The organism is Thalassovita mangrovi (assembly GCF_009857745.1).
In the GTDB taxonomy this organism is placed as follows: domain Bacteria; phylum Pseudomonadota; class Alphaproteobacteria; order Rhodobacterales; family Rhodobacteraceae; genus Thalassobius; species Thalassobius mangrovi.
In genome coordinates this window covers 305,436-331,948 of sequence record NZ_WWEN01000002.1, presented here as the reverse complement: position 1 = coordinate 331,948, position 26,513 = coordinate 305,436, and the positions used below count along the sequence as shown (strand labels likewise).

The following is a 26,513-nucleotide window of genomic DNA, read 5'->3' as shown; positions in this document are numbered from 1 at the left end:
CACCTTCCGAACCGATTTCCAAAGGCCGCCGCAGGGACACCCTGCGGCGGCTTTTTCATTAATAAGGGGTTAAGGCGGCTATTGTTCGCGCTGCGGCGACATATTCCTTCGCAAAACCCGCCCGAACCTTCGATCGGGCGCGCATCCCTTTGGGCGGGGCGACAAAGGCGGTATTCTCGGACATCCTGGGTGACGTGGGGATGACAGAGGAGACAACGCATGGCCTTCGAACCAGACCTATTCCACTCGCAATACCAACTTGGACGCAACGACGCCCCTGACGGCGGCAGCCCGGTCGACGCCTTCGATCTGGCCGATCTGTTCAGCGATACGTTTTCATGGCTGGACGATCCCGCAGAGCCGGGCGGCGACGCATTCGAAGTCGTCCGCGCACTGCGCGACGACTGGCAGGGCTGGCAGGGGCCGAGCTATTCGGCCGGCCTGAGACCCGCCGAGATCGACCGGATCGATACCGAAGCCTGGGCCAAGCCCGACGGCGTCGGCGGTGGCAAAGGCGGCGGGTCCGATGGCGGCGGCAAGGGCGGCGGCGGCAATGGCGGTGGCAAGGGCGGCGGGAATTCCGGCGGCGGCGATACCGGATTGCTCGACAGCTATGTCAGCAGCGCCGACGGGTCGGATTACAATATCGAGATCGTGTTCAACGGCAGCTGGACAGCCGCGCTGCAGAACGCTTTCGTCACCGCGGCCGATGCCATCAGCTCGATCATCCTGGGCGACGTGGCCGACATCATCGGCGGGGCTTACGCGACCGATGACATCACCATCACCGCCGAACTGTCCGATATCGACGGGTCGGGCGGCATCCTGGGCCAGGCCGGGCCGACGGTGTACCGCACCGCCGATTACCTGCCGGTGGCGGGGATCATGCAATTCGACGTGGCCGATGCCGAAGATTTCGATGGGCTGGGCCTTTTCGACGACATCGTGTTCCACGAGATGCTGCACACGATCGGCTTCGGCACGATGTGGGACCTGATGGGGCTGACCTCGGGGTCGATCGCGACCCAGGATTTGTCGTTCACAGGGGCGATGGCGACCGAGGTCTACAACACCGATTTCGTGGCGCTTTCGGGCGGCACCGCCAGCGGCGTTCCGGTCGAGATGGATGGCGGCCCGGGCACCGCGGGCGGCCATTGGGACGAGGCGGCTTTTGGGTCGGAAATCATGACCGGGTACATCAACGCATCGAACTACCTGTCCGAGATGACGGTCGCCGCGCTGGAGGACATGGGATACGACACCTATCTCGACAATCCCTTCGCGGCGGGCGACCTGACCGGCAGCGATCCTTTGTCGGCGATCAACGGGACGCTGTTCGCCTGATCCGGCGGGCAGGGTGATTTATCGAAGGCCGTGCCCCGGGGCGCGGCCTTTTTCCTTTCCTGCGGAAAACCAAGCCAGTAGCCTGCGCCGGAAAGAGGGAGGAATATCATGGAAAGATGCGCCATCGTGACCGGCGCGGCCCGGGGGATCGGGCTGGCGACGGCAAAGCAGTTTCTGGGCATGGGCTGGCAGGTCGCGCTTGTCGACCGTGATAGGGAAGAACTGGACCGGGCGATGGCCCCGCTGGGGGACCGGGCCAAGGCGCTGCCCTATGACATTTCCGACCCCGACCAGGTGGCGCAGATCATCGCCGACACGCTGGATGCGTTCGGGCGGATCGACGCGCTGGTCAACAACGCGGGCGTGGCCGAATTCGGGCCTATCGAGGACTGCGACTTCGCCATGTGGCGGCGGGTGATGGCGACCAATCTCGACGGCACCTTCCTGTGCAGCCAGGCGGCGACACCGGCTTTGCGGCAAACCAAGGGGGCGATCGTCAATATCGGGTCGATTTCCGGCCTGCGCGCCTCGACCCTGCGGGTGGCTTACGGCACCTCCAAGGCGGCGGTGATCCAGCTGACCAAGCAGCAGGCGGCGGAGCTGGGCGAATACGGCATCCGCGCCAATTGCGTCTGCCCTGGCCCGGTGCGCACCAAGCTGGCGATGGCGGTGCACAGCCAGGAAATCATCGACGCCTATCACGACGCGATCCCGCTCAATCGCTATGGCAGCGAGGAGGAGATCGCCAACGTGATCGTGTTCCTGTGTTCGGACAAGGCGAGCTATGTGACGGGGCAGGTGATCGCCGCCGATGGCGGGTTCGACAGCACCGGGGTAGGGCTGCCCGCGCTGCGGGTCTAGGGGCTAGCGCCGCTTCTCGATGACGCCGATTTCGTCGAGAACTCTCTCGATCTCGGATTGCGGGGATTTACCGGGCGCAGCGGCGGCCTTGATCGCGTCGAACCGGGCGCGCAGGTCGTCCTTTTCCTTGCCCTGGCAATCGTTCCAGGGCCGTCCCTGCAGCCCCATGACCATGGCGTAATAACCGATGAAATGGGGGCGGGTGCCGGCGGCGATCAGGCGGGCATAGGCGGTATCGGGCCCGAGCGCGCGCAGATCCTCGGCCGAGCGGATACCGGCGCGGGCGCAGGCCTCTTGCACGGCGGGGCCGAGATTGCGGATCGAACTCACGGGCGTCATGCACCCAGCCTAGCCCGGATCGCGGCGTTGGTCACTCAGATGCTGGCGTAATCGGGGAACACCGGGTGATCCTTGTCGGGGGCGGCGCCCTGCGGCGCGGGTTGCGGCGGCTGGGCCGGGGTGTCCTTGGGTTGGTTCGGCGGTTTGGAACTTGCCATACTGGTACTCCTTTCGATGTCTGGCCCGGGGCGAAGGAAAACCCGGGCCTTACAGAATCCTACGCCCGGTTTAGGAAGAATTTTCGGCCTGCCTATGGGGGAAAAGGGATCAAATTCGGGCATTTCCATGCCGGAAAGGATGGCGGGGCAGCCTTTCGAACGGCCCCCCGCAGCTTGGTTCCGGGCAGGGCGGCGGGCCTTGCCCGCGCGCCGGTGGCGAAGCGGCTTGACGGTTCGGAACGCTGCGCCTAATCAGGTTGCAAGGTGGGCCTGTAGCTCAACGGTTAGAGCAGAGCGCTCATAACGCTTTGGTTGCGGGTTCAAATCCTGCCGGGCCTACCAATCCTTCCGCCAGATCCTTTTTGAACCGCAAGCGCAGCGCCCGCAGGGCGGACGCGGCGACGGGGCCGCCGCGCCGGTATGTGCTTGATCAGGCGGCCCTGGCCGGGGTGAAATCGGGGGCGTCTTCCGTTTCCGCGTTCAGGGGGAATTCCGGCGCCGCGTCTTCTGCCGCTGCCGCTTGCGATGCCTTCGCCTCGGCCTTGATGGTGAAGCTGCCGATCGTGTCCTTCAGCGCCCCGGCCTGGGCCGACAGTTCCTCGGCGGTGGCGGACAGTTCCTCGGACGAGGCGTTGGTTTCCTGCGTCACCGCGTCGAGCGCGTTGATCGACTGGTTGATCTGGCCCATGCCGGCGGAAATTTCGGCATTGGCGCTGGAAATGCCGCTGACCAGGTCGGCGGTACGTTCGATCTCGGGCACCAGTTCGTCGAGCATGTGGCGCGCCTTTTCGGCGGCCTGAACCGTGCCGCCCGACAGCTGGCCGATCTCCCGCGCCGCTTCCTGGCTGCGTTCGGCCAGCTTGCGCACTTCGGAGGCCACCACCGCGAAGCCGCGGCCATGTTCGCCCGCGCGGGCGGCCTCGACCGCCGCGTTCAGCGCCAGAAGGTCGGTTTGCCGGGCGATTTCCTGCACCACCTGGATGCGCTCGATGATGGTGGACATGCTGTCCATCGCCTGGCGCACCGCATCGCCGCTGTCGCGGGCGCGGGCGGCGGATGTCAGGGCCGCTTCCTTGGTGTCCTCGGCGTTTTGCGCGGTCTGGCCGATATTGGCGCTCATCTGTTCGATGGTGGTTGAGGCTTCCTCGGTCGCTTCGGCCTGTTTCAGCGCGGCAGCGCTCAGCGCCACGGAGGTATCGGCCATCTGCCCGGCGCCGGTGGCGACGTTATCGGCGCTGGTTGTCACGTCCGACACGGTGCCGCGCAGGGTCACGACCATGGCGTTGAGGTTGTCCAGCAGGTCGCCCATTTCGTTTTTCTGCGCGTGGTCCGCCGTGCGGGTCAGATCGCCCGCGGCCACGTCGCGGCTGAGCGCGATGGCCTGGGTCAGCCCGCGCCCGATCAGCCGCAGCATGCCGGTGGCCGACACCAGCGCGGTCAGCATCGCCGCGGCGATCACCCCGGCCAGAACGCTCCAGGCCTGCCGATACATCTTTTCGGACGCGGCAAGAGCGGCGTTCATCTTGGCGCTCTCGTTGCCCTGAACGGTGTCGATCAGGGTTTCCATCCGCGCATCCAGTGGCGCGCCTTTTTCGATCAGCAGATTTGCCGCTTTCGCGGTGCTGCCGAACATCAGCATCTGCATCACCTTCTTGTTCAGCGCGTCGATTTCGGTCTTCAGCCCGATATATTCGTTCAGGATCTCGGTCTTGGCCGGGGTGGCGGTTTCCAGTTCGTGCTGGATCAGATCGTCCTGTTCGGCCTGCATCGCCTTGATTTCGGACTTCAGGGCGCTGCGCTGGCCGGTGTCGATGATCAGCAGGTAATTGCGGACCCGCGATTGGATGCCGGCCTGCAGCTTGGACAGCTGGTCGATGCTGCGCAGGGTGGCGAAGTTTTCGTTCACGATGGTTTCGCTGCTTTGCTTCATGTAGCGCAGTTCATAAAGCGCCAAGCCCCCGGTGCCGACCAGGAAGGCGGTCAGCAGCAGGAAGGTCAGGATCAGGCGGAATTTGATGGTAAAACGCATGGGGTTTCTCGCGTTGTCGGTCTCGGGGAGGAGTGGAACAGGGTTCCGAGGGAAGGGTCACAGCGTTTGGCGCCGCAGGGCGAACCGTGCAGCGGGAGGCCGGGCTGGCAGTTTGGATGAGAGGGCATGGCTGGGCCGCTCCGAGGGGTTGTGACCTGATCCCCTGAACGTCCCCGACCGGGCGCTTTGTAGCGCGGGGGAAGTCATTTCATCAAAGTTTCACAGGCCGTTTGCATCGGCCCGACTTCAACCGCTTCCGGCCCGCTTCCGGCCGGAACGCAAAGCGGCGGCCCGGAGGGGCCGCCGCGCTGCATTTTGATGATGATCTAGGGATCAGGCGGCGTCGGCGCCCGCGCGTTTCAGCGGGGTGAAATCGGCCTCTTCGCTGTCTTCTCCCGCGCTCAGGTCCAGATCGGCCAGCACGTCCTGCGCCGCTTCGGGATCGGCGTCGGTGTTGGCCGGTCGCGCCCCTTCCTCGAGGATGAAGGTGCCGATGGTGTCCTTCAGCGCGCCGGCCTGGGCCGACAGTTCCTCGGCGGTGGCAGACAGTTCCTCGGAGGACGCGTTGCTTTCCTGGGTGACCGCGTCGAGCTGGCCGATCGACTGGCTGATCTGGGTCATGCCGATGGAAATCTCGCCATTGGCGGCGGTTATGCCGGTGACCAGCTCGGCGGTGCGTTCGATGTCGGGGACCAGCGCGTCGAGCATCTGCATCGCCCGGTCGGCCGCCTTCACCGTGCCGCCGGACAGCTGGCCGATCTCGGTCGCCGCTTCCTGGCTGCGTTCGGCCAGTTTGCGCACTTCGGACGCCACCACGGCGAAGCCGCGGCCATGTTCGCCCGCGCGGGCCGCTTCGACCGCCGCGTTCAGCGCCAAGAGGTCGGTCTGGCGGGCGATTTCCTGCACCACCTGGATACGTTCGATGATGGTCGACATGCTGGCCATCGCGTCCTTCACCGCCGCCCCGCTATCGCGCGCGCCGGTGGCGGATTTCAACGCCATGTCCCTGGTTTCAAGCGCGTTTTGCGCGGTCTGTTCCACATTGGCGCTCATCTGTTCGACGGCGCTCGATGCTTCCTCGGTCGCTTCGGCCTGTTTCAGTGCCGCTTCGCTGAGCGCCACCGAGGTATCGGCCATCTGCCCGGCGCCAGCGGCGACGTTGTCGGCGCTTGTGGACACGTCCGACACGGTGCCGCGCAGGGTCAGCACCATGGCGTTGAGGTTGTCCAGCAGGTCGCCCATTTCGTTTTTCTGGGCGTGGTCCGCGGTGCGGGTCAGATCGCCCGCCGCCACGTCGCGGCTGAGCGCGATGGCCTGGGTCAGCCCGCGCCCGATGACCCGCAGGATCAGCACCGCCGAGATCAGCGAGAACAGGATCGCCGCCGCGATGCTGCCCGCCAGGATGGTCAGGGCCTGCTGGTACATCTTTTCCGACGCCGCCACCGCCGCGTTCATCTTGGCGGTTTCGCTGTCCAGCACCGATGCGATCATCTCATCCATCCGCGCTTCGAGCGGCGCGCCCTTTTCGATCAGCAGGGCGGTGGCGTCGGCGGTCTTGTTGAACAAAAGCGCCTCCATCACCTTCTTGTTGACGCCTTCGATTTCGCCCTTCACCTCGAAATATTTCAGCAGGGTCTTTTTCTTTTCCGGGCTCGCGTCCTTCAAGGCGCTGACCACCAGCTTGCTTTGCCTGGACTGGATGTCCTTCATTTCCTGTTCCAGCGCCTTGCGCTGGTCCTTGTCCTGCACCTGCATATAGGTGCGGATGCGCATCTGGATGGCGCCCTGCAGCTTGGCGAGGTTGTCGATCTCGCGCAGCGTCGCGAAGTTTTCGTTCACGATGGTTTCGCTGCTTTGCTTCATGTGGCGCATGTCGTAAAGCGCCAGCCCCCCGGTGCCGACCAGGAAGGCGGTCAGCAACAGGAAGGTCAGGATCAGGCGGGATTTGATTGTGAAACGCATGGGGTCTGTCGTCCGATCGGGTTGGGGTGGGGTTTCAAATGAATTTGGCGGGCTCAAAATGGCGTCTGGACACTCGAAAATGCGCTGCACGGAATGGGGGGCGGTTTGTCCGTGATGTCATGATGTTTCGTTCCAAACGCTGTGGCACGATTCTCAAAACGGCGGGGAAGGTTAGGGTTGTAACCGAAAGGTGTTTTTTTCAGGTGGCTTTTGAAATCGCTTAAAAAATATCCGCATTTCGGCGGGGCTTGCTCAAAGAATGCAAGCTATCTGGTTATGATGTCGCGATTTTTAGGCCCGGGCCGGGGGCGTGCGGGTCAGATCCCGAGGATCGCGCGCGCCTCGTCGGGGCTGGCAACGTCGCGTCCCGCGTCGCGCGCGGTGGCGGCCAGCGCCTCGATCAGCGCGCCGTTCGAGCTCACCTTGGCCTCGTCGGGCAGGTAGAACGTGTCTTCCAGCCCGGTGCGCAGATGGCCGCCCAGTTCGGCCGTCTTGCGGTGCAGTGGCCAGATTTCGGCGCGGCCGATGGCGGTGACCTGCCAGCGGCTGTCCTCGGGGGCCAGATCGGCGAGGATCGGCAGCAGGTCGGCCCGCGCTGGTTGGCCCGAGGCCACGCCCATCACGAAATTCATCTGCGCGGTGCCCGAAAACATCCCCGCCGCGCGGTACATGCCGACGCTGCGCACGATGCCGGTATCGAAACATTCGAATTCGGGGATCGCGCCCGCGGCCTCGATCGCGTCGATGAAATCCTGCACCTTCTCGACCGGGTTGTCGAACAGCATCGGCGGCCAGGCCCAATCGCCGTTTGCCTTGATCTTCAGATAGTTCAGCGACCCGGCATTGCAGGCGGCCATTTCCGGCCGCGTGGCCGTCACCACGTCCAAGGCGGGTTGGTAGTCGGGGCCGACCACGCCGGTGGTGTGATTGATGATCACGCCGGGGCAGGCATCGCGGATCGCTTGCTGCACCTCGCGCGACAGGTCGATATCCCAGCTGGGCAGGTGGCCCTTGCCCGCACCCTGCTGGCGCAGGTGGATATGCATGACGCTGGCGCCGGCGTCATAGGCGCGTTTCGCTTCGGCCGCCATTTCTTCGGGGGTGACCGGGATATGGTGCTGGGCGGGGTCGGTCAGCACGCCGTTGAGCGCGCAGGTCAGGATCGCCTTTGACATGTCGGGCCTTTCAGAACGGCATCGGGGGCAGGTTTTCGGCCTCGGCCCCGGCGCTTTGCCGGGCCTTGGCGCGCTGGTAGGCGGGCCGCGCGGTCAGCCCGTCGAACCAGCGCAGGGTTTCGGGCGGCAGGTCGTCGCGCAGCCCCAGATGCAGCGCCAGCTCGATCGCGTAGCCAACCGCGATATCGGCCATGGTGAAGCCCGTGTGCAGCAGCGTTTCGCGCCCGTCCGACAGGGTGGGTTCCAGCAGCTTCAGCCGGGCCAGGAACCACAGCCGGTAATCCTCAGCCACCTGCGGCTGGCGGCGCTCTTCGGGTTCCATCCGGGAATAGCGCAGGTAGATCGTCTGCGGAAATGTCAGCGTCGCCTCGCCATGGTGCAGCCAGTTCAGGTAGGCGCCGAATTCGGCGTGATCGGGGGCAACCGCCAGACGGCCCTGAGCGTGGCGCAGCGACAGGTATTCCAGCATGGCGCAGCTTTCGGTCATCCGCGTGTCGCCATCGACCAGCAGCGGGATCGTGCCCAGCGGGTTTTCGGCGAAATAATCCTTGCGGGAAAAGCGCGGCGGGAAGGGCAGCATTTTCAGCTCATAGTCCAGCCCAAGTTCTTCCAGCGCCCAAAGCGGGCGGAAGCTGCGTGCGTCTTCGCAATGCCACAGTGTCAGCATTCAGGGTCCTCCTTGTGCCCAATATGGGTGGTTCCGGTTGGCGAACTTGCGCCGATCGGCTGAAATCTCAGCCAACCGGCGCAAGTTGGCCCGGTTTTCGCTAGGATAGGCTGAGACAGGCATTGTCCCAAGCACGAGGTTGCGTCGATGGCAAAACTGAACAGCACGGTGTCCGCCGTTTCCGAAGGCTTCCGGAACAACCGGGAGCATATGATCGGCCTGCTCGACGAAATGCGCGCGATTGAGGTCCGCACGGTGGCGGCGTCGGAACGGTCGCGGGATCGGTTCGAACAGCGGCTGCAATTGCTGCCGCGCGACCGGGTGGCGCTGCTGCTGGATGCGGGGCGGCCCTTTGTCGAGCTGTCGAAGCTGGCGGGATACGGGCTCGATACCCGGGACTTGGACAAATCCGTCGCAGGCGGCGGGGTGATCGCCGGGATCGGATACGTGTCGGGCATACGTTGCATGGTGGCGGCGTCGGATGCGGGGATCGCGGCGGGCGCGTTGCAGCCGATGGGGCTGGAAAAGCAGATGCGGGCGCAGGAAATCGCGCTGGAAAACAAGCTGCCCTATGTGCAGCTGGTGGAAAGCGCAGGCGCCAACCTGATGGCCTACAAGGTTGAGGATTTCGTGAAGGGCGGCGGGTTCTTCCGCAATTTTGCCCGGCTGTCGGCGGCCGGATTGCCGGTGGTGACGGTGACGCATGGCAGTTCCACCGCGGGCGGCGCCTATCAGACCGGGCTGTCGGATTACATCATCATGGTGCGCGGGCGCACCCGGGCGTTCCTCGCCGGGCCGCCTTTGTTGAAGGCCGCGACCGGCGAGATCGCCAGCGAGGAAGAACTGGGCGGGGCCGAGATGCACACCGCCGTGTCGGGGCTGGGCGATTACCTGGCCGAGGACGATCGCCACGCCATCGGGCTGGCGCGCGAGGTGATGGCGGGGATCGACTGGCCCTGCGACGGAGACGCGCGGGACTTCGACGATCCGGCCTATGCGGCCGATGACCTGCTGGGCATCATGCCCGCCGATTACCGACAGCCGGTCGACATGCGCGAGGTGATCGCGCGGATCGTCGACGGGTCGGAGTTCACCGAATTCGGCGGGCGCTACGGCCCCGGCACGCTTTGCGGCACCGCGCGCATCGCCGGCTGGCCGATCGGGATCATCAGCAACAACGCGCCGCTCGATCCGGCGGGGGCCAACAAGGCGACCCATTTCATCCAGGCCTGTTGCCAAGCCGGGACGCCGATCCTCTACCTCAACAACACCACCGGCTTCATGGTCGGGCGCGAATACGAAGAAGCGGGGATGATCAAGCACGGATCGAAGATGATCCAGGCGGTCACCAACGCCACCGTGCCGCAGTTCACCATCTATTGCGGGGCGTCCTTCGGGGCGGGCAATTACGGCATGTGCGGGCGCGGTTTCACGCCCCGGTTCTGCCTGTCCTGGCCCAATGCGAAAACCGCCGTCATGGGCGGCGAACAGGCCGCCGGAACGATGGAGGAGGTGCAGCGCGCCCGCGCCGAAAGGTCGGGCAAGCCGCTGGACGAGGCGCAGTTGCAGGCGATGAAGGACAAGATCGTTGCGACCTTCGACGGTCAGATGAGCGCCTTTCACACCTCGGCGCGGCTCTTGGACGACGGGGTGATCGACCCGCGCGACACAAGGCCGGTGATGATCGAGTTGATGCGCATCGCCCGCGAAGGTGACGCGCGCCGGCCCAACACGATGCAATTCGCCGTGGCGCGGCCGTGAGCGGGGGAATGACGATGACGGAAACACCGTTCGATAAATTGCTGATCGCCAATCGCGGCGAAATCGCTTTGCGGGTCATCCGCACGGCGCGGCGGATGGGGCTGGCCACGGTGGCGGTCTATTCCGATGCCGACGCGGGTGCGTCGCATGTGCGGGCCGCCGATCAGGCGGTGCATATCGGCGGCGCGGCCCCGGCAGAAAGTTACCTGAACATCGACGCGATCCTGCGCGCGGCCAAGGACACCGGCGCCGATGCTGTGCATCCGGGATACGGCTTCCTGGCGGAAAACGCGGAATTCGCCGCAAGCTGCGCGGCGGCGGGGCTGGTCTTCGTCGGGTCCGCGCCCGAAACGATCCGCCGGATGGGCGACAAATCGGCGGCCAAGGCGGCGATGATCGAGGCGGGCGTGCCCAGCATCCCCGGCTATCTGGGCGAGGAAACATCGGCCATCGCGCTGCGGCGCGAGGCCGAAAAGATGGGCTTCCCGGTGATGATCAAGGCCACAGCGGGCGGCGGCGGGCGCGGCATGCGGCAGATCACCCGCTACGAGGATTTCGACGACGCGATCCGCAGTGCTCGGTCGGAGGCGATGAGCGCCTTCGGCGACGACACGATGATGCTGGAAAAGGTGATCGAGAACCCGCGCCATGTGGAGGTTCAGGTGCTGGCGGATCGCCACGGCACCGTCCTGCACCTCGGCGAACGCGACTGTTCGGTGCAGCGCCGGCATCAAAAGCTGATCGAGGAAAGCCCATGTCCGGCGGTGGACGAGGAATTGCGCGCGCGGATGGGGCGTGCGTCGGTCAAAGCGGCGCAGGCGATCGGGTATGAGGGCGCGGGGACGTTCGAATATCTGCTCGACGAGCAGGGGCGGTTCTATTTCATGGAAATGAACACGCGGCTGCAGGTCGAACATCCGGTGACCGAGGCCCTGACCGGTCTGGATCTGGTGGAATGGCAGTTGCGCATCGCGATGGGGCAGGCGCTGCCCTGGGCGCAGCAGGACATCCGGCTCGATGGGCACGCGATCGAGGTGCGGCTGTGCGCCGAGGACCCGGAAAGTGAATTCCTGCCGCAAACGGGGCAGGTTCTGGGCTGGGATCCCGATTCCAGCCTGCGGGTGGATCACGCGCTGGAACCCGGCGCCGAGGTGCCGCCGCAATACGATTCGATGATCGCCAAGCTGATCGCCCACGGCCCCAGCCGCGACGACGCCCGGCGGCAGCTGATCCGGGGGCTGCGCGGCAGTGCCGTGCTGGGGCTGCGGAGCAATCAGGGATTCCTGGCCGATTGCCTGGCGCATCCGGTATTTGCCGAAGGCGCGGCGACCACCGGGTTTGTCGACCAGAACCGGTGCGATCTGCTGCCCGACACGCCGCGCGGTGAAGCCGATGCGGCGATGGTGCTGGCCGCCGTGCTGGCGGTGGGGCAGGGCACTCAACTGCCGCATGGCTACGCGGTGCCGGTGCGGCTGGGGCGCGGCGGGTCGGTGTTCGACCTGCGGGTCCGGGTGGCGCGGGAAGGGAACTGCGAGGTGGAACTGGGCACAGCGCATATGGCGTTGCGGCTGACGCCCGGGGCGGGCGGCAGCGTGCAGGTCACGCGCGGGGCGGTGACGGAACCGGCGCGGCTGGTGGCGGGCGAGGATACGCTTTGGCTGCACTATGACGGGCGCGGCTGGGGCTTCACCGACCTGCGCTTCGCCCCGCAGCGCGCGGTGGAGGAGGCGGGCAGCGGCCGCATCCTGGCCTCGATGGGCGCGCGGGTGCTGAGCGTCGCGGTCGCGGTGGGCGACCGGGTGGTGAAGGGCCAGGTGCTGGCGGTGCTGGAGGCGATGAAGATGGAACACGCCCATATCGCCGATATCGACGGCACGGTGCGCGCGATCCACGCCGTTCCCGGCGCGCAGGTCGCGGCGCAGGCTTTGCTGATCGAACTGGCGCCCGATGCCGGGGCGGCCGAAACCCCATAGCGAACAGGGCTAAGTGCCGCGTTTTGCCCGGATTTCAGGCCGAATTCCGGGCCGTGGCATTGTGACCGCAAAGATTCCGCGTCTGGCGAATTGATCTTTTGCGGCGCGTCCTCTATTGGGTTGCGTGAACCGCAATGCCTGTCTGCCGGAGCGATCCCAGTTGGCTGGTCAAAACCCGCTATTCCGAAATGCAGCGCCGCTGCCCTTCGTCAATCATGCTACCCTGACAAAAAAGAAAGGTAGAACAAATGGCTGAAAACTCGAACCCCGATGTATTGTATACCATTGTAGACGAAGCCCCCGAGCTGGCCTCGGCTTCGTTCCTGCCGATCATCCGCAGCTTTGCCTCGGCCGCCGGTGTGACCGTCGGCACCAAGGACATTTCGCTGGCCGGTCGTATCCTCGCCACCTTCCCGGAAAACCTGACCGCGGACCAGCGTCAGAGCGACGACCTGGCCGAACTGGGCCAGCTGGTGAAAACGCCCGACGCCAACGTGATCAAGCTGCCCAACATTTCCGCCTCGGTGCCGCAGTTGGTCGCCGCAGTGAAGGAACTGCAGGGTAAGGGCTATGACATTCCCGATTACCCCGAGGAACCCAAGACCGACGAAGAAAAGGCCGTGCGCGCGCGTTACGACGCGATCAAGGGCTCGGCGGTGAACCCGGTCCTGCGCGAAGGCAACTCGGACCGCCGCGCGGCGAAAGCGGTCAAGAACTACGCCCAGAGCAACCCGCACCGGATGGGTAAATGGGCGTCGGACAGCAAGACCCACGTGTCGTCGATGGCGGGCAACGATTTCTATGCCAACGAAGTCGCCGCCACCCTGAGCGCCGAACAGGCGGGCGACGCCAAGATCGAATTCGTGGCCAAGGACGGCGCGGTCACCGTGTTGAAGGACAAGTGGCCGCTGATCGAAGGTGAAGTGGTCGACGCCACCTTCCTGAGCGCGAAGGCGCTGGACGCCTTCCTGGCCGAACAGATCGAAGCCACCAAGAAGGACGGCATCCTGTTCTCGATCCACCTGAAAGCCACGATGATGAAGGTGTCGGACCCGATCATCTTCGGTCACGCGGTCAAGGCGTGGCTGGCGCCGATCTTCGACAAGTACGGCGATGCGCTGGCGGCTGCGGGCGTGAACCCGAATTCCGGCATGGGCGACGTCCTGGCCCGCATCGCGGGCATGGATAACGCTGCCGAAATCCAGGCCGATATCGACGCGCTGAACGCAGACCGCCCGGCGATGTACATGGTGAATTCCGACAAGGGCATCACCAACCTGCACGTGCCGTCGGACGTGATCATCGACGCCTCGATGCCCGCGCTGATCCGCGCAGGCGGCAAGGGCTGGGGCCCGGACGGCAACGAGGGCGACACCAACTGCGTCATCCCCGACAACTGCTATGCCCCGGTCTATGACGAGGCGGTCGAATTCTTCAAGCAGAACGGCGCGCTGAACCCGGCCACCGCAGGCACCGTGCAGAACGTCGGCTTGATGGCGCAGAAGGCGGAAGAATACGGCTCACACCCGACCACCTTCGAGGCCCCGGCAGACGGCGCCATCCGCATCGTTCTGGCCAATGGCGAGGTCCTGCACAGCCTCGACGTGGAAGCGGGCGACATCTGGCGCGCCTGCACCGCCAAGAAGGCGCCGATCGAGAACTGGATCCAGCTGGCCATCGACCGTCAGCGCCTGACCGGGTTCCAGGCGATCTTCTGGCTGGACGAAAACCGCGCCCATGACGCCGAGCTGATCAAATATGTCAAGCCGGCGCTGGACGCGGCAGGCGTGGCCGACAAGTTCGTCATCATGGCCCCGCGCGAAGCCACCCGCGCGTCGCTGGAAACCATCACCGCGGGCAAGGACAGCATCGCCATCACCGGCAACGTGCTGCGCGATTACCTGACCGACCTGTTCCCGATCCTGGAACTGGGCACCTCGGCCAAGATGCTGTCGATCGTCAAGCTGATGAACGGCGGCGGCATGTTCGAAACCGGTGCTGGCGGTTCGGCCCCGAAACACGTGCAGCAGCTGATCGAGGAAAGCCACCTGCGGTGGGATTCGATGGGCGAATTCTGCGCCCTGTCGGAATCGCTGAACTTCCTGGCCGACGTGAAGGGCAACGCCAAGGCGGGCGTGCTGGGCGCGGCGGCCGAAGCGGCGACCCAGGGCATCCTGGACAACGACCGGTCGCCCTCGCGCAAGGTCGGTGAGCCGGACAACCGCGACAGCCACTACTGGTTCGCCCGCTACTGGGCCGAAGCATTGGCCGCGCAGTCGGACGATGCCGACCTGGCAGCGCATTTCGCCCCCATCGCGAAAGAGCTGGCCGAGAAGGAAGAGGCGATCCTGGCCGAGCTGGCGAGCGCACAGGGCAAGCCTGCCGATATCGGCGGCTACTACCACCCGTCGGCCGAGCTGAAGGCCAAGGTGATGCGCCCGAGCGCGACGCTGAACGCGATCATCGGCTGAGGCTGATCGGTTATAAGAGCTTGGAAAGGCGTCGGGGAAACCCGGCGCCTTTTTCGTTTGGGAAGGCCCGGCCCGGGACAAGGCCGCAGGCCGCCGGGCCAGCGCCAGTCCGCTCGGACGGGCTGGCGCTTACGAGGGGTTCGTTCTGCCGCTGATGGGACGCACGGGTCTGGCTGGCATAAACTGCCATGTTCAGAGGTTGGCAGCGCCACCCCGCGGACTGGCGCTGGCCCGGCTTCTCGCCTGAAAGGGCTAGCCGCCGTTTTCCCGCTCATACGCCGCCTGCAGATCGGCCAGCGACGGGCGGGGCAGGGCGCTCAGCACCTCCAGCACCGCCTGCCGCGCCTGCGCGCCCGCCCAGTCGGGCGGCAGCAGCAGGTCGGGCAGCGGCCCGTGGCGCAGCCGCAGGCGGCGCCACTGGTGCAGCGTCAGCAGCCGCAGCACGGTGCGGTCCAGCAGATCGGCCTCGGGCGGCAGGGTCAGCGCCCGGGCCTGGCGCGCCAGCAGCGTGTAGGCGGCACGCAACTCGTCACCGCAAAGCTGGCTCTGCACCCAGCCGGGCAATCCGGTGGCGCTGAAATCGGTGATCAGCCAATCGGGCCCCAGCGGGTCGGGCGATCCGGCCAGGATCGCGGTGCGGTTCGACACGGTGACGGCATCGCCGGGCAGGGCATCGGAAATCTCGGCGGCGCTCAGCTGCGGCGGCGCGATCGCCATCCAGACCGGTGCCGAGCGGTCCACCGCATCGCCATAGATGATCGGACGCACCGCCCTGGTCATCGACCAGCCCCGTTCGGTTAGGAAATAATTCGAGGTCCGGCCTTCCTTTTCCGCCTCGATCCAGCCATCGCGGCGCAGCCGGTGCAGCGCCACGCGCAGCGCCTGGTTGGTGATGCCCAGTCGCCCGACCAGCAGGTCCAGCACCCGGCCGCTGATCCGCACAGGTCGGTTTTCGCTGAAATCACCGAGGACGGTGACCACCATCGACCACACTTTCAGCTGGCCGCAATCAAGCAGCCGGTCGAGGTTTTTCTGGAAATCGGGGAGGGGCATGGAGGCTCGGTTCAAGGCAGGACAGTGGGGCGGTTATTGCGGCGGAGTCAGGCCGAAATCGGCCAGCGCGGTTTCGCACTCCTCGGCCCATTGCTGCCGCAGCGCGAGGTTCCTGGTGTGTTTCAAGCCCATGCTGAAACTGTTCTGTTCGCGCTCGGTTTCCTCGCTGCCGAAGATCAGCGCGATGCGCGGCCACCAGTAATCGACATATCCCTGCAGAGCCCCGGCGTCGCCGGTGGCCTGGCAGATCGGCACCCCGGCATCGGCCAGCGCGATATGGCCCTCGATCACCGGGGCTATGTCGCGGAAGGCGTCGGCGCCGGGCTGATAGGACATGCGGCACAGGTCGCTGACCTGGCACAAGGCGGCGCGGCTCATCAGCAGGTTGTGGATCACCCCGTCGCACCAGCCGCGCAGCGGGTAGTTGTAGACCGCGAGGCGGAAATCCTTCTCGATCCGCGCACCGCCGATTTCGGCGGTGCGGGCCAGCCGGTTGGCCCAGGGGTGGCGACCGACATAGCGGTCGGTATCGGCGCCGAATTCACCCATGACCTTCAGCACCTTTTCGGCGCTCTGGTTCATTTCCATCACCACCCGCGCCGAGGCGACGCGTTCGCGGATACCGGGGGCGAAATTGATCAGCTCGGTCAGCCCCGCCGCCCCGGCCAGCACGGAATCGACATAGCTGGTCAGGATGCGCAGCAATTCGGCGCGGTAACGGGGCGGCACATTGTCCGGGCTGGTCAGAACACCGCCTTGGGCAAGGTAGTCATCGATGTTCATTTCGGACGGCATGGTCGCCCCCTTACTGGTTTACTGGTCGTAATCGACCTCCACCGTGGCGGTCACGGGGTAGGACTGACACGACAGAACATAACCCTTTTCCACCTCGTAGTCTTCCAGCGCGTGGTTGGTCATCATTTCCACCTCGCCCTTCAGCACCTTGCAACGGCAGGTCGAGCAGACCCCCGCCTTGCAAGCATAGGGGGCCTGGATGTCGTTTTCCAGCGCCGCGTCGAGCAGCGACTGATCCTTGCCCATGGTGATGGTCCGGGTCGCCCCGTCCAGCGTGATCGCAGCAGTGATGGTGTCCGTCGAAGCGGCATCGCCCGTCGCCACGGCCTTGCGCTTGGCCCGGCCGGGCTGCGCGGAGGCGAAGAGTTCGAACTTGATCTGGCTATCGTCCAGCCCGTGTTCGCGCAGCGCCTTGGCGATGCCCAGCATCATCGGCTCGGGACCGCAGATGAAGGCGGTGTCGACGTTTTCGATATCGATCCAGCCGGTATCGAACAGCTGGGCGCATTTTTCTTCCGTCACCAGACCGGTGAACAAGTCGATGTCCTGCGCGTCGGTTTCCAGAACGTGAATGACGTTGAACCGGCCCAGATAGGTGTTCTTCAGGTCCTCCAGCTCCTCGCGGAACATGATCGTGTTCACCGCCTTGTTGGCATAGACCAAGGTGAAGCTGGACTGCGGTTCGCGCCCCAGCGTGGTCTTGATGATCGACAGCACCGGGGTGATGCCCGACCCGCCGGCGAAGCCCAGGTAGTGCTTGGCGGCAGAGGGATCGATCGGGGTGTGGAACCCGCCCATCGGCGGCATCGCCTGCAGCAGGTCGCCGACCTTCAGTTCGGAATTGGCCCAGGTCGAAAAGGCGCCGCCGTCGACCCGCTTGATGCCGACCTGCAGCACGCCGTCATCCTTGCCGGCGCAGATCGAATAGGACCGGCGCAATTCCTCGCCGTCGAAATCGTGGCGGAAGGTCAGGTACTGGCCTTGGGTGAAATCGAATTCGCCCGCCGCGCCGTTGACCGGGCTCAGGGTGACGACCACCGCGTCGCGGATGGTCTTGCGGATATCGGTGACTTCCAGATCGTGAAAGCGCGCCATCTGCGTCCTCCTCAGATGCACTTGAAATATTCGAAAGGCTCCAGGCAGTCCTTGCAGCGCCACTGCGCCTTGCACGGGGTCGAGCCGAACTGGCTGAGCTTTTCCAGATGAGTGCCGCCGCAATGCGGGCAGCGGGTGGGGCCGCCCGCCGGTTGCGGCGGGGCGATGCCATAGTCTTCCAGCTTCTTGCGGCCCTGTTCCGACATCCAGTCGGTGGTCCAGGCCGGGGAAAGCTGGCGGCGCAGCTCGATCTTGTCGATGCCGTGGCCGCGCAGGGCGGTTTCGATATCGAGGTTGATGATGCTGGTGGCGGGGCAGCCGGAATAGGTCGGCGTGACGGTGACGACGCAGGTGTCGCCCTGCCAGGCGACATCGCGGATGATGCCCAGATCGGTGAGCGAAATCACCGGGATCTCGGGATCGGGCACCTGGTGCAGCCAGTCCCAAACCTGTTCAGTGGTTGGATGTGTCATCGGTTCATACCGTCAATCGGTGAGGGCGGGGGCGTTTGCCGGGTCGGAAAACGCCCCCGGACCCCTTACCAGTTTGCCCCGGGATAGGCGCGTTGCAGCCATTGCATGTGGCACAGAAGATGGCCCAGATGCTCGGTATGCGTCGCACCGGTGCGCCCGCCCTTATGGGCGAAGCTGCTGTCGGGGATGCTGAGCGTCGCCTCGGCCATCACCTTGCCCACCAGCGCGTCGTATTCGTCGCGAAGCCCGGCCGGGTCGGGCGCCACGCCCGCCGCCGCCATCGCGCGGTCGATATCGTCGCTGGCGAACATTTCGCCCACATAGGGCCACAGCAGATCGAGCGCCGCCTGCATCCGTGCATGGCTTTCCTCGGTGCCGTCGCCAAGGCCCACAACCGTATCGGCGGAGCGTTCGACGTGATAGGCGACTTCCTTGCTGGCCTTCTCGGCGATCTCGCGCACCGATTGGTCGCTCGACTGCAGCAGGCGGCCCAGCAGCACCGAATGGAAGGCGTCGAACAGGAACTGGCGCATCAGGGTCTGGCCGAAATCGCCGTTGGGCAGTTCGACCAAGAGCAAGTTGCGGAAATCCCAGGCGTCGCGCAGGAAGGCCAGATCGTCGGCGGTCTTGCCGTCTCCCATCACCTCCGCCGCGTAGCCCAGCCAGAGCTGGGTCTGGCCCAAGAGGTCCAAAGCGGTGTTGGCCAGCGCGATGTCTTCCTCCAGCACCGGGGAATGGCCGCACCATTCCGACACCCGGTGGCCGAGGATCAGCGTGTTGTCGCCCATCCGCAGCAGGAACTGGGCCAGCATATCCTTGTCCACGCCGGCCATCACATGTGCCCCACTTCGTCGGGGATGTCGAAGAAGGTCGGGTGGCGGTAGACCTTGCTTTCCGACGGTTCGAACATCGGGCCCTTTTCGCCCGGAGCGGTGGCGGTGATGTGGCGCGCCTCGACCACCCAGATCGATACGCCTTCGTTGCGGCGGGTATAGACGTCGCGGGCGTTCTTGATCGCCATTTCGGCATCCGGCGCGTGCAGGCTGCCGACATGGCGGTGGCTCATGCCGTGCTGACCGCGGATGAAGATTTCCCAAAGGGGCCATTCGTGTTTCATCTGTCTTCTCCTACCCTTATTCCGCTGCGACCTTGCGCGCGGCCTTCTTTTCGGCATGGGCCAGCAGCCCGTCGCGTACCCATTGACCGTCTTCCCAGGCCTTGACCCGGTCGTTCAGCCGGTCGTGGTTGCACGGGCCGTTGCCCTTCAGCACGTCGAAAAATTCGCTCCAGTCCGGTTCGCTGAAATCGTAACCGCCCTTTTCCTCGTTCCACTTGAGGTTCTCGTCGGGAACGGTCAGGCCCAGATATTCGGCCTGCGGCACGGTCTGGTCGACGAATTTCTGCCGCAGCTCGTCATTGGTGTTGATCTTGATCTTCCACGCCATCGACTGGGCCGAATGGACGCTTTCGGCATCCGAGGGGCCGAACATCATCAGCGACGGATACCAGAAGCGGTTCAGCGCATCCTGCGCCATCTTCTTCTGCGCCTCGCTGCCCTGGGCCATCTTCATCATGATGTCGTAGCCCTGGCGCTGGTGGAAGCTTTCTTCCTTGCAGATGCGGATCATCGCGCGGCTGTAGGGGCCGTAGGAGGTCCGCTGCAGCGGCACCTGGTTCATGATCGCCGCGCCATCGACCAGCCAACCGACCGCGCCGATATCGGCCCAGGTCAGGGTCGGGTAGTTGAAGATCGAGCTGTATTTCATCTTGCCCGACAGCAGCGCCTCGGTCAGCTCGTCGCGGGTGACGCCCAGCGTTTCGGCGGCGGAATAGAGGTAAAGCCCGTGGCCCGCCTCGTCCTGCACCTTGGCCAAGAGGATCATCTTGCGTTCCAGCGTGGGGGCGCGGGTGATCCAGTTGCCTTCGGGCAATTGCCCGACGATTTCGGAATGGGCGTGCTGGCCGATCTGGCGGATCAGCGTCTTGCGATAGCCCTCGGGCATCCAGTCGCGCGGTTCGATCTTGATATCCGCATCGACCTTGTCCTGAAACGCGGCTTCCTCGGGGGACATCGCGTCGCGATCCTTCACCCCTTCGCCGGTGGATTTGACCATCTGTGCATACATGTTGGGTCCTCCCGTTAACTCAGACGCGCTCAATGATCAGGGCCGCGCCCTGACCGACGCCGACGCACATGGTGCAAAGCGCGTAGCGCCCGCCGGTGCGTTGCAATTGGTAAGCCGCCGTCAGAACCAGACGTGCGCCCGACATGCCCAAGGGGTGCCCCAGGGCGATGGCGCCGCCATTGGGGTTCACATGGGGCGCGTCGTCGGCGACGCCCAGTTCGCGCAGGGTGGCAAGGCCCTGTGCGGCGAAGGCTTCGTTCAGTTCGATCACATCCATCTGGTCGATGGTCAGGCCCGCGCGCGCCAGCACCTTGCGGGTGGCGGGCACCGGGCCGATGCCCATGATGCGGGGTTCGACGCCCGCCGCCGACATCGCCACAACACGGGCCATCGGGGTCAGGCCGTTCTTTTCCGCCGCCGCTTCGCTGGCCAGCAGGATCGCCGCCGCGCCGTCATTGACGCCCGAGGCGTTGCCTGCGGTGACGCTGAGGTCGGGGCCGTTGACGCCGCGCAGCTTGGCCAGTTTCGCGGCATCGGTGCCGGGGCGGGGGTGTTCGTCGGTGTCGACGATGATCGGATCGCCCTTGCGCTGCGGCACCGAAACCGGGGTGATTTCGGCGTCGAACAGCCCAGCCTTGTGCGCCGCGTCCCAGCGGGCCTGCGAACGGGCGGCGAATTCATCTTGGTCTTCGCGGCTGATATTGTAATCGGCGGCGACGTTATCTGCGGTCTGCGGCATGGAATCGATGCCGTAGGTCGCCTTCATCTTCGGGTTCACGAAACGCCAGCCGATGGTGGTGTCGTAAACGGCATTGGCGCGGGTGAAGGCGGCTTCCGCCTTGGGCATCACGAAGGGCGCGCGGCTCATGCTTTCGACCCCGCCTGCGATTGCCATGTCGTAATCGCCCGCCCGGATGCCCCGCGCGGCCATGCCCACGGCGTCCATTCCGCTGGCGCAAAGACGGTTCACCGTGGTGCCCGGCACATCGACCGGCAGCCCGGCCAGAAGGGCGGCCATGCGCGCCACGTTGCGGTTGTCTTCGCCCGCCTGGTTGGCGCTGCCATAGATCACGTCGTCAAGGCTGGCCCAGTCCACCTGCGGGTTGCGGGCCATCAGCGCGGCGATGGGCGCGGCGGCCAGATCGTCGGTCCGGACAGACGAAAGAGCACCGCCGTAACGGCCGATCGGGGTCCGGGTGGCATCGCAGATATAGGCGTTCATGGGGTTCCTTTCTCCTCCTCCGGTCGCGGATCAAAGCCGACCGTGTGGTCGGGATACTTCGCGGCGCGATTCGGGGCAAGGAAAATGTTACGTTATAATTGGTGTGATTGATATTCGGTAACGTAAATTGGGCGGCGAATTGCCGAGGCGCCTTGCGCGGTGTGATTTCAGCAGTTGCGGGAGGGAAGGGCGCAGCAGGTCCCCGGACCGCTTGCGATCCGGTACGCTGCTGCGGGGAAGGGGGCCTATTCCTCCGCGCGCTTGCCGTGGCTGGGCTTGTGGTTGGCGGCCTTGCGGCCCCGGTATTTGACGGTCAGCTCCAGCGGGGTGTCGTTTTCGTCGTAGATGCCGATCATCACGCCGCGCCGCCCGCTGTTGTTGCGCATCGCCAGCAACTGTTCCTCGCTGCGGGTGGTGCGCTGCGATGGGCGCCGGGCCCAGCGGAACAGCTTGTCATACATCCGCTCGATCACCTCGGCATGATCCGGGCTGTCGCCCAGATCGGTCAGCTCCTGCGGGTCATTCTGCAGGTCGAACAGGATCGGGCGGTAGCCGCCTTCGCAATGGACCAATTTCCAGTCCTTGTCGCCGACCATGAACATGACCCCGTCGCGGACGCTGGCCCCCAGTTTGTTGGCGATGGGGGATCCCGAGTAATCGTATTCGCAAATGACGAAATCGCGCGGGGTATCGGTTGCCTGACCGTGCAGGATCGGCAGCAGCGAATGGCCTTCAAGGATGTGACCGGCCACCTTGCCGCCCGCCACCTCGACGAAGGTGGGGGCGAGGTCGATGGATTCGACCAGCGCGTCGCAAACCGTGCCGCGCGTCGCGTCGGCCTCGGGACTGGGATCGTAGATGATCAGCGGCACCTTGGTCGATGTGTCGTGGAAAAACGTCTTTTCCCCCATCCAGTGATCGCCGAGGAAATCGCCGTGGTCGGAGGTCAGCACGATCATCGTGTCCCCCATCCGACCCGTTTCTTCGAGCCATTTGAACAACACGCCCATCTGGTCGTCGCATTGCTTGATCAGCCCCATGTAAGCGGGGATCACGGCATTGCGCACCTCGTCGCGGGAAAACGCCTTGCCCACCGGGGCCTCCATGAAGGCCTTCAGCACCGGGTGGGCGTTGTCGTATTCGTCTTGGCTGCGGATCGGGGCGGGGACATGTTCGGGGCCGTACATGTCGTGATAGGGTTCGGGCACGATATAGGGCCAGTGAGGCTTGATGTAGCTGAGGTGACAGCACCACGGGCCTTGGGCCTGGGTGATGAAGTCCATGCCGCGCCGGGTCAGGTAGGGGGTTTCGCTGTCTTCCTCCTCGATATTGGCGGCCTCAGATGAATTCTTCAGGAACCAGCCAGACAGCACATTACCCGCCGCATCCACGCCGGAATTGGCGAAGTCGTGCCAGGGGTTGTCGCTGTCATAGCCGCGTGCCTGCAGGTACTTGTTGTACTGCTTGGCGCCGTCGGGGTCGTAGGACCCGTCCGGCCCCTCGGGTTTCATCCCGTCATCGCGTTCGAACACGTCGAAGCCGCATTCGGCCACCCGCGCCCCGATCAGGCTGTCGGGTTCCAGCCCCAGCCGCGCCATGCCTTCGGCATCGGCGCGCATATGGGTCTTGCCGACCAGGTGACACCCCATCCCGGCGGCGCGCAGGTGATCGCCCATCGTGATCTCGCCCACCTTCAGAGGGATGCCGTTCCAGGACGCGCCATGCGAATGCACATAGCGCCCTGTATAGGTCGACATCCGCGACGAGCCGCAGATCGGCGACTGGATATAGGCGCGGGTGAACCGCACACCCATCGCGGCCAGCCGGTCGATATGGGGCGTGTGCAGATGTTCGTGCCCGTAACAGCTGAGGTAATCCCACCGCAGTTGGTCGAACATGATGAAAAGTATGTTCTTTGCCTTCGCCATCTCTCTCTCCCGCCGTTCCGTCCCGCGCCACGCGTGGGGATGGAAACCCCGCGCCTCCTCTAGCCCGGCCTTAGCCCCGTACATCCATCTTTAACGATTGGGGTTCATTGTCTGTTCTCGTCAAGGTGGCTCCCGGATGAGCCCATTTGGGGTGCCATTGAAGCAACCCTCAAACGATTTGCACAGCATAAAACTTTTATCAAATTTTCCCTGAGCCGGAGACCCAATATGTTTGCACAAGCGCGCTCTAATAATGCGATGGCTTCCCATGGCCTGTCTGTTTCTCTTACCCCCGGGGGCACCGGCCTTCACAGCAATCTGGTGCCATCCTCTGCCGAGGTGACGCCGCTTGCCGGCGGCGGTTACGTGGCGACCTGGCATATGCTCTCCCCGGAAGAGCTGTTCGACCTGCCCGATCAGGAAATGGTGCTTTACGTACAGGTGTTCGACGCCGATATGGACCCGGTGTCCAGCCGCGTGCCGGTCGATCCGGATGTATCGCACTATACCTGGGCCTATGAAACGCTGGCGGCGGAGGATGGCGGTTTCACCGTGATCTGGACGGCGTCGGGGGATCTCGATCCTTACCGGAGCGTCGGGCAGGTCTATGGCCGCAGTTTCGACGCCTCGGGCGCGGCGACCGGCGACGCCACCGCACTGCTGGGCGAGGTGAACATCGCCGACGGTGCCTATGCGTTCCTTCTCGATACGTGCGTGCTGGATGACGGATCAATCGCCATCCTGTGGGCGGACTGGGACGGAAGCGATGCGGATCCCTTTGGCCCGGTGCAGGTGACCGTGTTCGACGGATCGCTGCAGCAGCTTTTGTTCGAAGGCGAGGTGCCGGGCGCGCCGGATGTGCCGCAGCCGGGGGAAGGGGTGCAGACTTCGCTGGCTCTGAGCGCCGGTGACGATGGCGGCTTCACGGTGGCGTGGATCGAGGACAGTCAGCAATATTCCGTCGGCTATGACGACGAATATGTCCTGCAGGGCGACACGCCGCAGACCGAGCCCTTTACCACGGAACTGACATCGGGCCGCATACTGGAGGTGCAGGCGGAGATCACCGGCGGCGATGACGTCGATCTGAGCTACCGGGTTCTAGGCCAGGATGGCACCACGGTGGTGTGGGACTGGTCCGATGTGGCGCTCGATACCGAAGGATCGGAAAGCCTGAGCCAGGTCTTCACCCTGCCGGAGGGCGGTTTCGCGCTGCTTTGGCAGCAGGAAGAGGGCGATGAGACGGTGTATCACCTGCGCAGTTTTGCCGCCGACGGCACCCCGACGCAGGTCGATTACGCGCTGGGCGTTTTCGGCAATGCCAATCATGCCGGCGGTTTCAGCCTGCTGAACGGCCAAGCGGTGCTCAACAGCAGCCTCTATCCGGACCAGGCGGATCATGTCGATGAATTCCTGCTGCGCGATAGCGGTCAGCAGTATCTCAATATCTTCCGGGTGCTGGAGGGCACCGCGGGGAATGACAATCTCGAAGGCAGCGCCGAAAACGATATCCTCACCGGGAACCCGGGCAATGACTTCATGTCCGGCTTGGCCGGCAATGATTATTGCAACGGCGGCAATGGCGAAGACACCCTGGTCGGTGGCGCCGGGGATGATGTGCTCGATGGCGGCCTGTCGGTGACCGACCGGCGCGACCGGCTCTATGGCGGCGATGGCAATGACCGGCTGAGCGGCGGCTATGGCAACGACGAATTGCGCGGCGACGCGGGCAATGACACGCTGCGCGGCGGTTTCGGGTCGGATACGGTCATCGGCGGCGAGGGCGACGACATTTTGACCGGCAGCGCGTTGAGCGACCTGATGTTCGGCGGCGACGGCGACGATTACCTCAATGGGGGCTTCGGGTTCGACCGGTTGAACGGCGGCGATGGCGCCGACCGGTTCTTCCACCTGGGCGATCGGGGGCACGGATCGGACTGGATTCAGGATTACAGCGCCGCCGAGGGCGATGTGCTGGAATTCGGCGGGACGGGCAGCGTGGACCAGTTCCAGGTGAATTTCGCCACCACCGGACATGCCGGCGATGCCGCGATCATGGAGGCCTTCGTGATCTATCGCCCCACGGGGCAGATCCTGTGGGCGCTGGTCGATGGCGCGGGGCAGGACAGTATCAACCTGATGATCGACGGCACCCAATACGATCTGCTGGCCTGAGCGGGTCTCAGAGCTGGCGGGCGCTGTCGGCCCGGGTGCAGGATCGTGATGCGGGGGCGCCCTGACGGCGCCCCCGCGGCAGAGGCTTCAGCGCACCCAGCCCTCGGTGCGCATCAGCGCCTGCGCCTCTTCGGTCACGAGGAAATCGAGGAAATCCTGCGCGGCGTCATCCGCGTCGGGCGACAGCGCGACGTTCACATCGCGCCAGACCTGCCGTTCGGGGGGCAGCGTCACCATTTCCAGCACATCGCCGTGGGTGGCCGGCCAGTTGGGCCAGGTGATCCAGGCGTCGGCATCCATGTCCTTGAAGGCGCGGAAGCTTGCGCCGGAGCCCTTGGCAAAGGCCACGATATTGCGCCGGAACCCGGTCACGTCGTCCAGTTTCCCCAGCCGCCCGGCCACGTCTTCCCAGGTGCCGGTGCCCGAGGTGTTGTAGACGCCCGCGCCCTCGGTGACGACGATTTTGATGCCCTCCGCCAGCAGGTCCTCGAACCCGTCGATGTTCTTGGGGTTGCCCTTTTGCACGGCGATGACGGCCGGGCGGATATAGATCGGTTCCACCTGTTGCGACGAAAACGTCAGGTAGGTTTCAAGGAAAGCCGTCATCGATTGTTCCGAGGTGCCCCAGAGGATGTCGGCATCGGCCTGGGCATCTGCCGACCATTTGCTTTCGGGCCCGGCGATGATTTCGATCATCTCGCCGGTCTTCTGCGACCAGGCGTCGGCGACCTTCTGGAACGCGGTATGCGGCCCGCCGGCGCCATAGAGTTTCACCACGCCATCCTTGGGCATGTGCTTGATTGCGGGGTTGTAGAGCTCCGAGCCCTCGGCGAAGGCGGCAGAGGCGAGGCCGACAAGGGCCGTGGCGATGAGTGCCGGGTAACGCATTCGATATCTCCATTTTCA

Annotated in this window: 22 protein-coding genes and 1 tRNA gene; 7 read left to right on the top strand and 16 right to left on the bottom strand. The window is 64.9% G+C overall.

Annotated elements, in window-relative coordinates; translation table 11 throughout:
• Nucleotides 1-219 precede the first annotated feature (219 nt).
• Nucleotides 220-1,344, top strand: coding sequence for a leishmanolysin-related zinc metalloendopeptidase (locus GR167_RS03335; RefSeq protein ID WP_160972027.1), 1,125 nt, complete (start codon nucleotides 220-222; stop codon nucleotides 1,342-1,344).
• A gap of 108 nt (nucleotides 1,345-1,452) precedes the next feature.
• Nucleotides 1,453-2,205, top strand: a complete 753-nt coding sequence (locus tag GR167_RS03330) for an SDR family NAD(P)-dependent oxidoreductase (RefSeq protein ID WP_212769819.1) — start codon at nucleotides 1,453-1,455, stop codon at nucleotides 2,203-2,205.
• Between the two features lie 3 nt (nucleotides 2,206-2,208).
• Here GR167_RS03330 and GR167_RS03325 read toward each other — a convergent pair whose 3' ends face one another.
• Complete coding sequence (locus tag GR167_RS03325) at nucleotides 2,209-2,544, bottom strand: TfoX/Sxy family DNA transformation protein (RefSeq protein ID WP_160972026.1); 336 nt, start codon at nucleotides 2,542-2,544, stop codon at nucleotides 2,209-2,211.
• Between the two features lie 35 nt (nucleotides 2,545-2,579).
• A complete protein-coding gene (locus GR167_RS20345) occupies nucleotides 2,580-2,702 on the bottom strand; it encodes a hypothetical protein (RefSeq protein ID WP_268894211.1) in 123 nt (40 codons plus the stop codon).
• A 266-nt stretch (nucleotides 2,703-2,968) separates the two neighbouring features.
• Here GR167_RS20345 and GR167_RS03320 point away from each other — a divergent pair.
• Nucleotides 2,969-3,044 (top strand) — tRNA-Ile (locus tag GR167_RS03320).
• Nucleotides 3,045-3,132: 88 nt separating this feature from the next.
• On the opposite strand, the gene GR167_RS03315 is transcribed toward GR167_RS03320, so the two are convergent.
• From GR167_RS03315 to GR167_RS03300, 4 genes are all read right to left on the bottom strand, one after another.
• Nucleotides 3,133-4,731 (bottom strand): methyl-accepting chemotaxis protein, encoded by a 1,599-nt coding sequence (locus GR167_RS03315; RefSeq protein WP_235915830.1) that lies wholly within the window; start codon nucleotides 4,729-4,731, stop codon nucleotides 3,133-3,135.
• A gap of 333 nt (nucleotides 4,732-5,064) precedes the next feature.
• Complete coding sequence (locus GR167_RS03310) at nucleotides 5,065-6,693, bottom strand: methyl-accepting chemotaxis protein (protein ID WP_160972025.1); 1,629 nt, start codon at nucleotides 6,691-6,693, stop codon at nucleotides 5,065-5,067.
• A 317-nt stretch (nucleotides 6,694-7,010) separates the two neighbouring features.
• Nucleotides 7,011-7,868: a beta-keto acid cleavage family enzyme gene (locus tag GR167_RS03305; RefSeq protein WP_160972024.1), complete on the bottom strand. Its 858-nt coding sequence runs from the start codon at nucleotides 7,866-7,868 to the stop codon at nucleotides 7,011-7,013.
• 10 nt (nucleotides 7,869-7,878) lie between these two features.
• Nucleotides 7,879-8,535 carry a glutathione S-transferase family protein gene (locus GR167_RS03300; RefSeq protein ID WP_160972023.1) on the bottom strand — a complete coding sequence of 219 codons (657 nt, stop codon included), beginning with the start codon at nucleotides 8,533-8,535 and terminating at the stop codon, nucleotides 7,879-7,881.
• A 147-nt stretch (nucleotides 8,536-8,682) separates the two neighbouring features.
• Between GR167_RS03300 and GR167_RS03295 the strand changes: the two genes are divergently transcribed.
• The 3 genes from GR167_RS03295 to GR167_RS03285 all read left to right on the top strand — a co-directional run bounded on the left by GR167_RS03295 (nucleotide 8,683) and on the right by GR167_RS03285 (nucleotide 14,740).
• A complete protein-coding gene (locus GR167_RS03295) occupies nucleotides 8,683-10,296 on the top strand; it encodes an acyl-CoA carboxylase subunit beta (protein WP_160972022.1) in 1,614 nt (537 codons plus the stop codon).
• Between the two features lie 14 nt (nucleotides 10,297-10,310).
• Entirely contained in the window at nucleotides 10,311-12,269 is a 1,959-nt protein-coding gene (locus GR167_RS03290; RefSeq protein WP_160972021.1) for an acetyl/propionyl/methylcrotonyl-CoA carboxylase subunit alpha, read from the top strand.
• 248 nt (nucleotides 12,270-12,517) lie between these two features.
• On the top strand, nucleotides 12,518-14,740 hold the full coding sequence (locus tag GR167_RS03285; protein ID WP_160972020.1) for an NADP-dependent isocitrate dehydrogenase: 2,223 nt from the start codon (nucleotides 12,518-12,520) through the stop codon (nucleotides 14,738-14,740).
• 252 nt (nucleotides 14,741-14,992) lie between these two features.
• Here the strand turns inward: GR167_RS03285 and GR167_RS03280 are convergent, their stop codons facing one another.
• The 9 genes from GR167_RS03280 to GR167_RS03240 all read right to left on the bottom strand — a co-directional run bounded on the left by GR167_RS03280 (nucleotide 14,993) and on the right by GR167_RS03240 (nucleotide 23,432).
• The gene (locus tag GR167_RS03280; RefSeq protein WP_160972019.1) at nucleotides 14,993-15,793 is read right to left on the bottom strand and encodes a PaaX family transcriptional regulator C-terminal domain-containing protein; all 801 of its coding nucleotides are present in this window, start codon (nucleotides 15,791-15,793) and stop codon (nucleotides 14,993-14,995) included.
• Nucleotides 15,794-15,826: 33 nt separating this feature from the next.
• Nucleotides 15,827-16,588: a Phenylacetic acid catabolic protein gene (locus GR167_RS03275; RefSeq protein ID WP_160972018.1), complete on the bottom strand. Its 762-nt coding sequence runs from the start codon at nucleotides 16,586-16,588 to the stop codon at nucleotides 15,827-15,829.
• Nucleotides 16,589-16,606: 18 nt separating this feature from the next.
• Nucleotides 16,607-17,683, bottom strand: coding sequence for a 2Fe-2S iron-sulfur cluster-binding protein (locus GR167_RS03270; RefSeq protein ID WP_160972017.1), 1,077 nt, complete (start codon nucleotides 17,681-17,683; stop codon nucleotides 16,607-16,609).
• Between the two features lie 11 nt (nucleotides 17,684-17,694).
• A complete protein-coding gene (gene paaD, locus GR167_RS03265; protein ID WP_160972016.1) occupies nucleotides 17,695-18,156 on the bottom strand; it encodes a 1,2-phenylacetyl-CoA epoxidase subunit PaaD in 462 nt (153 codons plus the stop codon).
• A 65-nt stretch (nucleotides 18,157-18,221) separates the two neighbouring features.
• Nucleotides 18,222-18,989, bottom strand: a complete 768-nt coding sequence (paaC, locus tag GR167_RS03260) for a 1,2-phenylacetyl-CoA epoxidase subunit PaaC (RefSeq protein ID WP_160972015.1) — start codon at nucleotides 18,987-18,989, stop codon at nucleotides 18,222-18,224.
• A complete protein-coding gene (gene paaB, locus GR167_RS03255; protein ID WP_160972014.1) occupies nucleotides 18,989-19,273 on the bottom strand; it encodes a 1,2-phenylacetyl-CoA epoxidase subunit PaaB in 285 nt (94 codons plus the stop codon). Before paaB ends, paaC begins: the two co-directional genes overlap by 1 nt.
• A gap of 16 nt (nucleotides 19,274-19,289) precedes the next feature.
• Nucleotides 19,290-20,282 (bottom strand): 1,2-phenylacetyl-CoA epoxidase subunit PaaA, encoded by a 993-nt coding sequence (gene paaA / locus GR167_RS03250; RefSeq protein WP_160972013.1) that lies wholly within the window; start codon nucleotides 20,280-20,282, stop codon nucleotides 19,290-19,292.
• 19 nt (nucleotides 20,283-20,301) lie between these two features.
• On the bottom strand, nucleotides 20,302-21,504 hold the full coding sequence (gene pcaF, locus GR167_RS03245; protein WP_160972012.1) for a 3-oxoadipyl-CoA thiolase: 1,203 nt from the start codon (nucleotides 21,502-21,504) through the stop codon (nucleotides 20,302-20,304).
• 245 nt (nucleotides 21,505-21,749) lie between these two features.
• Nucleotides 21,750-23,432, bottom strand: a complete 1,683-nt coding sequence (locus GR167_RS03240) for a sulfatase-like hydrolase/transferase (RefSeq protein ID WP_160972011.1) — start codon at nucleotides 23,430-23,432, stop codon at nucleotides 21,750-21,752.
• 321 nt (nucleotides 23,433-23,753) lie between these two features.
• Here GR167_RS03240 and GR167_RS03235 point away from each other — a divergent pair, with 321 nt between their 5' ends.
• Complete coding sequence (locus GR167_RS03235) at nucleotides 23,754-25,607, top strand: calcium-binding protein (protein ID WP_370741238.1); 1,854 nt, start codon at nucleotides 23,754-23,756, stop codon at nucleotides 25,605-25,607.
• Nucleotides 25,608-25,694: 87 nt separating this feature from the next.
• On the opposite strand, the gene GR167_RS03230 is transcribed toward GR167_RS03235, so the two are convergent.
• Nucleotides 25,695-26,495 carry a substrate-binding domain-containing protein gene (locus GR167_RS03230; protein ID WP_160972010.1) on the bottom strand — a complete coding sequence of 267 codons (801 nt, stop codon included), beginning with the start codon at nucleotides 26,493-26,495 and terminating at the stop codon, nucleotides 25,695-25,697.
• Nucleotides 26,496-26,513: the final 18 nt, after the last annotated feature.